Origin of the sequence: Corallococcus sp. CA053C, assembly GCF_003611675.1 — a bacterium.
Classification (GTDB): domain Bacteria; phylum Myxococcota; class Myxococcia; order Myxococcales; family Myxococcaceae; genus Corallococcus.
The window spans coordinates 42,573-52,255 of record NZ_RAWA01000021.1 but is presented as its reverse complement, the minus strand read 5'-3'; the positions used below and the strand labels follow the sequence as shown (position 1 = coordinate 52,255).

At 71.3% G+C, this 9,683-nt stretch carries 8 protein-coding genes; 7 read left to right on the top strand and 1 reads right to left on the bottom strand.

Translation table 11 applies throughout. The features are described from left to right. Positions 1 to 53 precede the first annotated feature (53 nt). The 7 genes from D7V97_RS04870 (at position 54) to D7V97_RS04840 (ending at position 8,000) form a co-directional block, all read left to right on the top strand. A complete protein-coding gene (locus tag D7V97_RS04870) occupies positions 54 to 416 on the top strand; it encodes a hypothetical protein (protein ID WP_120609411.1) in 363 nt (120 codons plus the stop codon). A 45-nt stretch (positions 417 to 461) separates the two neighbouring features. Then, positions 462 to 1,274: an inner membrane protein YpjD gene (locus tag D7V97_RS04865; RefSeq protein ID WP_120609410.1), complete on the top strand. Its 813-nt coding sequence runs from the start codon at positions 462 to 464 to the stop codon at positions 1,272 to 1,274. A gap of 2 nt (positions 1,275 to 1,276) precedes the next feature. Next, positions 1,277 to 2,617 carry a glutamyl-tRNA reductase gene (gene hemA / locus D7V97_RS04860; protein ID WP_233582513.1) on the top strand — a complete coding sequence of 447 codons (1,341 nt, stop codon included), beginning with the start codon at positions 1,277 to 1,279 and terminating at the stop codon, positions 2,615 to 2,617. Beyond that, positions 2,614 to 3,555 carry a hydroxymethylbilane synthase gene (gene hemC / locus D7V97_RS04855; protein ID WP_120609409.1) on the top strand — a complete coding sequence of 314 codons (942 nt, stop codon included), beginning with the start codon at positions 2,614 to 2,616 and terminating at the stop codon, positions 3,553 to 3,555. Before hemA ends, hemC begins: the two co-directional genes overlap by 4 nt. A gap of 11 nt (positions 3,556 to 3,566) precedes the next feature. Next, a complete protein-coding gene (locus tag D7V97_RS04850) occupies positions 3,567 to 4,328 on the top strand; it encodes a uroporphyrinogen-III synthase (protein ID WP_120609408.1) in 762 nt (253 codons plus the stop codon). 70 nt (positions 4,329 to 4,398) lie between these two features. Then, positions 4,399 to 6,165: an adhesin gene (locus D7V97_RS04845; RefSeq protein ID WP_147444686.1), complete on the top strand. Its 1,767-nt coding sequence runs from the start codon at positions 4,399 to 4,401 to the stop codon at positions 6,163 to 6,165. Between the two features lie 77 nt (positions 6,166 to 6,242). Continuing rightward, positions 6,243 to 8,000 carry a GspE/PulE family protein gene (locus tag D7V97_RS04840; protein WP_233582514.1) on the top strand — a complete coding sequence of 586 codons (1,758 nt, stop codon included), beginning with the start codon at positions 6,243 to 6,245 and terminating at the stop codon, positions 7,998 to 8,000. A gap of 82 nt (positions 8,001 to 8,082) precedes the next feature. On the opposite strand, the gene D7V97_RS04835 is transcribed toward D7V97_RS04840, so the two are convergent. Continuing rightward, the gene (locus D7V97_RS04835) at positions 8,083 to 9,615 is read right to left on the bottom strand and encodes a hypothetical protein (protein WP_199728707.1); all 1,533 of its coding nucleotides are present in this window, start codon (positions 9,613 to 9,615) and stop codon (positions 8,083 to 8,085) included. Positions 9,616 to 9,683: the final 68 nt, after the last annotated feature.

Genomic DNA, 9,683 nt, shown 5'->3' with positions numbered 1-9,683 from the left:
GGGTTCGTCGGCAGCGTCAGATGTGTATTAAGAGACAGGTGTAGGCTGGGGGCGTGACGAAGCTCTTCCTGTCCCAGGCGCAGCTCGAGGAGTGGGCCCTGGCGGACAAAGCAGACCTGCGCGAAGGCCGGCTGGTCGTGGCCGAGGGAGGGGGCGACTGGCCCCTCACTCCCGCCGTCCACGTCCTGCAGCTGGTGTCGGGCGAGGACACGCATCAGCTGGTGTCCCGGGTGAAGACGGAGGAACAGCTCGCCCGGCTGGGGGCCGAACAGATGGCCGACTCCATCCTGGTGGGGGACTCCGCGTACGAGGTCGTTCCAGGCTATGTGGCGGAAGTGGGCGCTCCTTCTCCGGAGCGCAAGCCCAACTCGGAGACCGATCTGCTGGCGGCCTTCATTCTCGATAAAATGGGTTGAGGACGGGCTGATTGCCTCCTCGCCCGTGGTTATGAGCCTGCCGCCATGAGCCACACGCTCGTCACACTCGCCTGCCACGCCTACGGGCTGGCCGCGCTCGTCTACCTCGCCTTCCTGGTCCGCCAGTCGCAGGTGCTCGCCGTCACCGGGCGCGTGCTCGTGGGGACGGGGCTCTTGCTGCATTGCGTTGCCCTCATCGAGCTGCTGGGAGCGCAGGGCGGCCGGCTGGTGGGGCCCGCGCAGGGCATGTCCACCTTCGCCTTCCTCCTGCTGGCGCTCTTCCTGGCGTTGGATGTGCGCTACCGCAAGCCTGTCATCGGCGCGTTCCTCACACCCCTGGCGGTGGCGGTGCTGCTCGTCGGCATGCTGTTGCATGGCGGGCCGGCGCCGCTCCCGGCCGCGGTGCGTCAGCCGCTGTTGCCGGTGCATGTCACCATCGCGCTGCTGGGAATGACGGCCTTTGGCGTGGCGGCGGGGGTGGGCGTGATGTACCTGCTGATGGAGCGGCAGGTGAAGACCAAGCACTTCGGGCTGCTCTTTGCCCGGCTGCCCTCGCTGGAGTTCCTGGACACGCTCAACCGGCGGCTGGTGGTGTGGGGCTTCATCGCGCTGTCGCTCACCCTGGCGACCGGGGCGTTGTTCGTCACCACGGTGCCGGGCATCGCCTGGAACTTCGACGCCAAGCAGCTGGCGACGTTCATCGCGTGGGGCGTCTTCGCGGCGCTCGTCAACGCGCGCATCTTCGCCGGCTGGCGCGGGCGGCGCGTGGCACTGCTCACCATGGCGGGCTTCTGCCTGGTGCTGGTGTCCTTCCTGTCGTCCTACGATCTGTCCGCCGCTGGCCCGGGGATGCCGTAGCCATGGAATTCATCTGTATCGGCGTGTCCCACCGCACCGCGCCCCTGGGCATCCGGGAGCGGTTGGCATTGCCCGAAGCCCGGCAGACGGAAGTGTTGCAGCGGCTGGCTCAGGCGCCGGTGGAGGCGCTCTGGGTGTCCACGTGCAACCGCGTGGAGGTGTACCTGGCGGCCCCCAGCGCGGAGCAGGCGCGGGAGCGTGCGCGGGAGACGCTGCAGGAACTGGGCGGCACGGAGGCGCTGGAGCACCTGTATGAGCACCAGGGCGAGGCGGCGCTCGTGCACCTGTTCCGCGTGGCCTCCAGCCTGGACTCGATGGTGCTGGGCGAGGCGCAGATATTGGGCCAGGTGAAGGACGCCTTCGAGCGCGGCCAGGGCGCGGGCGCGGTGCGCGGGGAACTGACGCGTGCGTGCGCGGCGGCGTTCGGCTGCGCCAAGCGCGTGCGCACGGAGACGGCGGTGGGGCGCGCGGCCACGTCCATGGCGTCCGCCGCGGTGCAGCTCGCGAGCAAGGTGTTCGACGGGCTCAAGGACAAGACGGTGCTGGTGGTGGGCGCGGGCGAGATGGGCGAGCTGGCGGCGCGGCACCTGAAGAACGCGGGCGCCGGGAAGCTCATCGTGACCAACCGCACGCTCGCTCGCGCGGAGGCGCTGGTGGCGGAGGTGGGAGGCGTCGCGCGGCCTTTCGAGGACCTCTTCGCGCTGCTGGCGTCCGCGGACGTGGTGGTGACGAGCACCGCGTCGCCGGTGCCGCTGTTCACCCGCGACAACGTGGGAGCGCTGGGCAAGGGGCGCCGGGGCCGGCCGCTGTTCATGGTGGACCTGGCGGTGCCGCGAGACATCGACCCGGCGGTGGGCACGCTGGACTGGGTGCATGCGTACGACGTGGATGACATCCAGAAGTTCGTCGCGGACAACGCCGCCGCGCGCGCGGAAGAGGCGCACAAGGCGGGCGGGCTGGTGGCGCAGGAGGTGGCGCGCTTCGCCCGCGAGCGTGCGCTGCGCGACGGCATGCCGGTGCTGGCCCGCCTGCGTCAGCGCGCGGAAGGGATTGCCCGCGCGGAGGTGGAGCGCACGCTGCTGGGCCTGGGCGACGGGCTCACCGACAAGCAACGCAAGAGCATCGAGGCCATGGGACGCGCCATCGTGAACAAGCTCCTGCACGAGCCCACCGCGCGGCTGCGCGCCGTGGGGCCGCAGGGTGAAGGCAACCGTCTGGCCGGCGCCGCCGCGGAGCTGTTCGGTCTGAGCGAGGAAGAGGCCGCCGCCATCGCGCCGGAGCCGGAGCCCGCGCCCGGTGCGGATGTGGCGTCAAACGTGGCGGCCAATGGGAGTCGGCGATGAAGGCCGTGCGCATCGCGACGCGGCAGAGTCCGCTGGCGCTCTGGCAGGCGCGCCACGTGGCGGCGCTGCTCATGGAGCGCAACCCGGGCCTGGAGGTGTCGCTGGTGGAGATGACCACCGAGGGCGACCGCTTCCTGTCCGCGCCGCTGTCCGCCGTGGGGGGCAAGGGCCTGTTCGTGAAGGAGATTGAGCAGGCATTGCTCGACGGCCGCGCGGACGTGGCGGTGCACAGCCTCAAGGACATGACGTCGGTGTTCCCGGACGGGTTGATATTGGCCGCGGTGCCGGCGCGCGAGGATCCGCGCGACGCGTTCTGCAGCCCGGAGGGCTACACGCTGGCGCGGCTCCCGCCGGGGGCCAAGGTCGGCACGTCGTCGCTGCGCCGCAGCTGCATCCTGCGCGCGCGCCGTCCGGACCTGGAGATCATCTCGCTGCGCGGCAACGTGCAGACGCGGCTGCAGAAGACGCGCGACCTGAAGCTCGCGGGCGCGATGCTCGCCGCGGCGGGGCTCAAGCGGTTGGGCCTGGAGCACCACATCACGGAGATCGTGCCGGTGGCGGACAGCCTGCCCGCGGTGGGGCAGGGCGTGCTGGCCATCCAGTGCCGGGGCGCGGACGCGGACGTGCGCGCGCTGCTCGCCCCCCTGGAGGACCTCACCACGCGCGGCGCGGTGCGGGCCGAGCGCGCCTTCCTGGCGAAGCTGGAGGGCGGCTGCACGGTGCCCCTGGCGGGCCACGCCACGGTGGTGGATGGACAGGTCCACCTGCGCGGGCTCGTCGGCCGGCCCGACGGCACCCGGGTGGTGCGGGGCGAGGTGAAGGGCCCGGTTCCGGAGGCGGAGCGGCTGGGCGAAGCGCTCGCGGAGGAGCTGCTGTCGCGCGGGGCAGGCGACATCCTGCGTGATTTCGGCCGCCGCGACGACGCGTCCCGCGCCTAGAGTGCCGGCCCGTGGACCGGCGACTGGATGGCATCCGAGTGTTGGTGACGCGCCCGCGAGAGCGCGCCGAGGAGCTGTGCTTCCTGCTGGAGGACGAAGGCGCGGAGGTCTTCAGCCTTCCGCTCCTGGAGCTGCGGCCCCCGGAGGACCCCCGGCCGCTCGCGTCCGCGGCCGAGCACGTGCAGCGCTACCACTGGGTGGTGTTCGCGAGCCCCTCCGCCGTGGAGGCGTTCCTGGAGGCCCTGCGGCTCGCGGGCACGTTGGACCGGCTGTCGCGCGTGAAGCTGGCCGCGGTGGGGCCGCGCACCGCGAGGACGGTGGAGGCCTTTGGCCTGACGGTGGCCGCCGAGCCCGCGGAGGGCACCGGGGCGGCGCTGTTCACCGCGCTGCGCGACCTGCTCGGTCCTGACGACGACGTGCTGCTGCCGTCGGCGGAAGAAGGCCGGCGCGAGCTGGAGGACGGCCTGCGCGACCTGGGCGTGCGCGTCACGCGCGTGACGGCCTACCGCTCCACCCCCGCGCCCCTGCCGCCCGAGGCCCTGGCGCACCTGTCCGAAGCGCCGCCCCAGGTGGTGCTCTTCGCGTCACCGCGCACCGCGGAGGCCTTCCTGGAGGGCGCGGGCCGCGAGCCCCTGGCCTCGGCGAAGGTGGTGGCCATCGGCCCCACGACGGCGACGGCGCTCGCGCAGCTCGGGCTCGACGTCGCCGCCATCGCGGAGCGCCCCACGCCCGAGGCGCTGGTGGATGCCACCGTCCGGGCGGTTCGCGGTTAGACTGTCCGCCCGGTGACGCTCCGGGTGCCAGGCCGGCGCCCGCGCGACGTGACGCGAAGAGGTGCGGGTGATGAATCGTGGGTTGCAGCGGAGTGGCTTCCTGCTCGGATTGCTGGCACTGGCCGCGACCGCGGCTGCGCAGGGCCCGGCGGACTACCAGTACCTGGACCACTGGGTGCTCAACAACAGCCAGGACCCGTTCGAGTACTACCTGGACGCGCGCAACGGCCGGCCCGGCGACAATGACCTGGCGCGCGTGGAGACCGCGGTGCAGGCCGCGTTCAAGGCCTGGCAGGACGTGGCCTGCGCCTGGCCCGCCTTCACGTACAAGGGTCGCTCCACCACCGCGCCCATCGCGGACGTGAGAGACCGGTTGGATCGCTTCAACGTGGCGGCCATCTGGGTGACGGACGCCGCGGATCCGGCGTACTCGGACGTGCTCAACCACGGCAACAGCGTGTCGCAGGCGGTGCCGCTCACGAACGGCGGCTACGTCTACCAGTGCGACATCTTCCTCAACGCCGTGAGCAACCGCTTCACCACCGCGGACACGACGCCCGCGGGCTTCTACGACCTGCAGACGACGGTGACGCGTGAGATTGGCCACTGCCTGGGCCTGGGCGACACCGGCGACTCCGTCTGGGAGTCCGTCATGTACTTCGTGCAGGAGCCGGGCCTGCAGCGGCGCACGCTGTCCGCCTACGACCGGGGCGCGTTGTGCCAGCGCTATCCCCAGACGGGCGCGGTGGGCTCGCCCTGTGACACCACCGCCTGCGGCAGCGGATTGACCTGCGCGTCCACCCAGAACACCACCAGCGGCAAGGCGGTGAAGATCTGCACCAAGGCGTGCCCGGACGGCGTACCCGGTGCGTGCCCCGCGCCCTACCAGTGCCGGGCCTCGGCGGTGGTGTCCGGCTCCCAGTTCGCGTGTCTGCCGGCCCCCGTGGGCGAGGACACCCAGGTGGGCAGCCCCTGCGCCAGCGCGACCGAGTGCGGCGCGGCCAACTCCCGCTGCCTCACCGAGGCCGACCAGACGACCGGCTTTCCGCCCTGGAAGGGCGGCTACTGCACGGAGTCCTGCACGGCGAACGCGGACTGCCCGCTGGGCTCCACGTGCGCGACGGTGGGCTCCATCGGCAAGCGCTGTCTCGACACGTGCCGCGCGGGCACGGGCGACTGTCGCTCCGGCTACTCCTGCACCCCGCTGCCCGAAGGCAACGTGTGCGTGGCGGACTGCGCGAGCAACGCCCAGTGCGGGACGTCCTACGCGTGCCGCACCTGCGACCACGCCTGCATCACCCAGCAGGCCGGCACCCGCACCGTGGGCGAGCCCTGCACGCAGACGACCGAATGCGGCACCAACCAGCAGTGCCTGAAGCTCAATGGCAATCCGCAGGGCGTGTGCGCGGAGTCCTGTTCGGTCTCCACCTGCACCTGCGCCCCGGGCAACACCTGCCGCTCCGCGGGCTCGGGCGGCCAGCGCTTCTGCTTCCGCGACTGCGAGGACGGCACCTGCTCCTCGCCGCTCCAGTGCGTGCCCTTCGAGGAAGGGAAGGCCTGTCTGGCCAACTGCCGCAACAGCCAGGACTGCCCCAACGGCCTCGCGTGTGACAGCGCCGGCCGGTGCTACGATCCGTTCGCGAAGACGGACGGCGGCACCTGCGCGCTCTGCAGCGACGGCGGGACGCAGCCTCCGCCCCCGCCCACCGATGGCGGGACGGGCGGCACGTCGGGGCCGGATGGCTGTGGTTGCCAGGGCGCGCCCGCGTCCGCCGCGGCATTCCTCGCGGGGCTCGGGCTGTTGCTCCTGGCCACCCGCAGAAGGAGGAACGGTTGACCCAGGCGGCACCCCCCGGAGGCAACACCCCGTCCCGGAGCAGCGCTGACTTCACCGTCGCCTTCCTGCTGGAGGCGATGGTGGCCCAGCGCCTGCTCACCCCGCAGCAGGCGCAGGAGGTGCTGGCGCGCGAGCCCGCGGCCCGGGCCCGCGTCCTCAAGCAGCAGGGTGGGGCGGGCAAGGACGCGGTCCGCTACGACGTCTCGCCCGTGGAGGTCATCGCGGCCTTCCAGATTCCCGCGCCGGGCGGGCGGGGCGTGCTGGACGAGGACCGCGTGACGGAGGCGGCCGCGCGCGCGGCGGGGCTGGAGTACCGGAAGTTGGATCCGCTGAAGATGGACATGGCGCTGGCCACGCGCACCGTGTCGCGGCCCTACGCGCAGAAGCACGTGCTGCTGCCCCTGGAGCGCACCGAACAGGGCCGGCTGCGCGTGGCGGTGGCCAACCCCTTCGACCGCGAGCTCTTCGAGAGCTTCCACCGGCTCACCGGCGAACCGGTGGAGCCGGTGCTGTCGGCGAAGACGGACATCCTCAAGTCCATCGCGGACATCTACGGCTTCAAGAAGACGCTGGCGCGCGCCGCGGACGACTTCGGCGGCGCGCAGACGCAGATGGGCAACTTCGAGCAACTGGTGTCGCTCAGCGGCACCCAGGAGCTGGAGGCGTCCGACAGGCCGGTGGTGCAGGCCGTGGACTACCTGCTGCGCTACGCGTTCGACAACCGCGCGTCGGACATCCACGTCGAACCCAAGCGCGCCACCAGCGTGGTGCGGCTGCGCATCGACGGGGTGCTGCACCCCGTCTACACGTTGCCCGCGCAGGTGCACGCGCCCATCGTGTCGCGCGTGAAGATGCTGTCGCGCATCGACATCTCCGAAAAGCGCCGCCCCCAGGACGGCCGCATCAAGACGGAGCGCGACGGCCGCGAGGTGGAGCTGCGCGTCTCCACGCTGCCCACCGCCTTCGGCGAGAAGGTGGTCATCCGCATCTTCGACCCGGAGACGCTGGTGCAGGACATCGCCCAGCTGGGCTTCGAACCGGACGAGAAGGGCCACTTCGAGTCGTGGATTGATCAACCCCACGGCCTCATCCTGGTGACGGGCCCCACGGGCAGCGGCAAGACGACGACGCTCTACTCCGCGCTCAAGGCGGTGGCGGGCCCGGACGTCAACGTCACCACGATTGAAGACCCCATCGAGATGGTGTGGGACGCCTTCAACCAGGTGCAGGTGCAGCCCAAGGTGGGCCTGGATTTCGCCGGAGCCCTGCGCCACATCCTGCGCCAGGATCCGGACGTCATCATGGTGGGTGAGATCCGCGACGCGGAGACGGCGGAGAACGCGCTCCAGGCCGCGCTCACCGGCCACCTGGTGCTCTCCACGCTGCACACCAACGACGCGCTGGGCGCGGTGGCGCGCATGAAGGACCTGGGCGTGCCGGCCTTCCTGCTGGCGCAGAGCCTGCTGGGCGTCATGGCCCAGCGCCTCCTGCGCCGCGTCTGCGTCCACTGCGCGGAAGAGGCGGTGCTGACGTCGGACGAGTTGCAGGCCCTCCAGGCGCCCCTGCCGCTGCTGCCGGGCGGGGTGCGGCTGATGAAGGGCGCGGGGTGCGTGCGCTGCCGGGGCACCGGCTACTCGGGCCGCACCGGCGTCTTCGAGATCGTCTCCACCACGCACGAGGTGCGGGAGCTCATCGCCAACGACGCGCCCCACTCGGAGCTGGTGAAGGCGGCGCGCAAGAGCGGCATGCGCACCCTGCGCGAGGCCGCCGTGCGCAAGCTGGCGCAGGGCCTCACCGCGTTCGACGAAGTGGTCCGCATGACGTCCGCTTCCTGAAGGCGCAGCCGGCCCCAGGAAACACGAAGGGCCCGCCGTACCGCACGGCGGGCCCCACGCACTGCGAAGACCGAGACGGCGACTAGAAGCGAGCCTGCAGGAGCGTGTTGAAGCCCAGCGCGTGCGGCTTCTCGAAGTTCGGCTGCGCGACGCCCGTCACGTCGTCCTCGAACGTGGTCCGGTTGGTGTCGTACGTGTAGTAGACCTCGCCCACCGCGGCCACGGACTCGGACAGGTCCCAGCGGAACGTGGCCTTCGCGGAGATGATGGGCTGCGCGTCGCAGCGATCGCTGCCGCCGCACTCGGCGGGCAGGATGCTCAGCTGGTTGGCGTCACGCACCACCACCGTGCGCGTGCCCGTGAGGCCGATGGGCGGGTTGCTGCCGCCGAGCGACGGATCCGGGCTGCGGAAGGAGGCCGGCTGCTGGATGCCCAGGATGATGCCCGGCGTCACGTGCAGCGCGGGCAGGTGGTAGTCCGCGCCCACCGCGACGAACATCTCCGGCTTCAGCTCCGTGCCCGTCGGGAAGTCCTTGAACGGCGGGAGGCCCGGCACGTCGAACTGGATGAAGGACAGGCTGCGGTAGAGCGCCAGCACGTTGAAGCGCCACAGGTTGTACTTCGCGCGCCCCTGCAGCGCCGCGGCTGTCGCGCCCTGCGGCTTGGTGGCGCCGAAGGTGTCCGGATCCTCCAGCGTCTGCGTCAGGTAGCTGCCCTCCAGCGACACGGAGTAGGACAGGCCGCCCGGGTACTGCTCCGGCGCGAAGAAGCGCTGGTAGATTTCCGGGTCGTTCTTGTAGAGCCGGAAGTCCACGCTCGTGCCCACCGGTACGCCCACGTGGTAGACGATCTGCCCGGACACGCCCGCGGAGTTGACGTTCGCCTCGATGCCCTGGTTGGCCAGGCCCGGGACGATGCCCTTCTGGAAGAAGCCGCCGCCGGCCTCCACGCGCAGCGTCTCCAGGATGTCCCAGCCCGCGCCGCCCATCACGCCGTAGAGCGTCTCCTGCTCCAGCACGAGGTCGTTGAGCACCAGCGCCGTCTTGCCGCCGAGGTACGCGTACCAGCGGTCGCGGGTGAGCTGGAGCTTGGCGCCCGGCACGCCCGCCGCGGTGGCGCGGTTGGTGAAGATGGGGCTGCCGCCCCAGGAGATGCGGTACGCGTACCCCAGACGGAAGCGGTCCGCGGACACCGGGAAGCCGGTGAGCGACAGGCCTTCCTTCTCACCCCAGCCCGGCGGCTGGTAGTTCAGGCGCACGTAGCTGGAGTTGTCGAGGATGTCGACGCCGCCCGAAGGCCGCTCCAGCACCAGCAGCGTGAGGGCCGCCTCGGTGGTGAGGCCCTCGAAGAACGCCGGCATGCGCTTGTAGAGCACCACGTTCGACAGCGACTCGAAGCCGGAGAACTTGGTGTTGAAGTTGTCGTAGAACTGCGTGTTCTGGTTTCCCGCGCCAAAGCGCGCGTTGGGGCTGTTGGGCGTGGTTTCACCCGCGCCCGCAAGCACGTTGTCGTCCGCGAAGACGAACGACAAACGGGTATCCACGAAGTCCCCGGCCCATGCGGGCGCGGAAAGAGCGGTCAGGCCCGTCAGGGCCAGCGTCTGCAACGTTTTCAATGTCCCTCCAGGAAGCGGTCCGGGGGAGACCGCTCCTCCCTGCGCCCCGGAATCCACCGGGGCGCGAT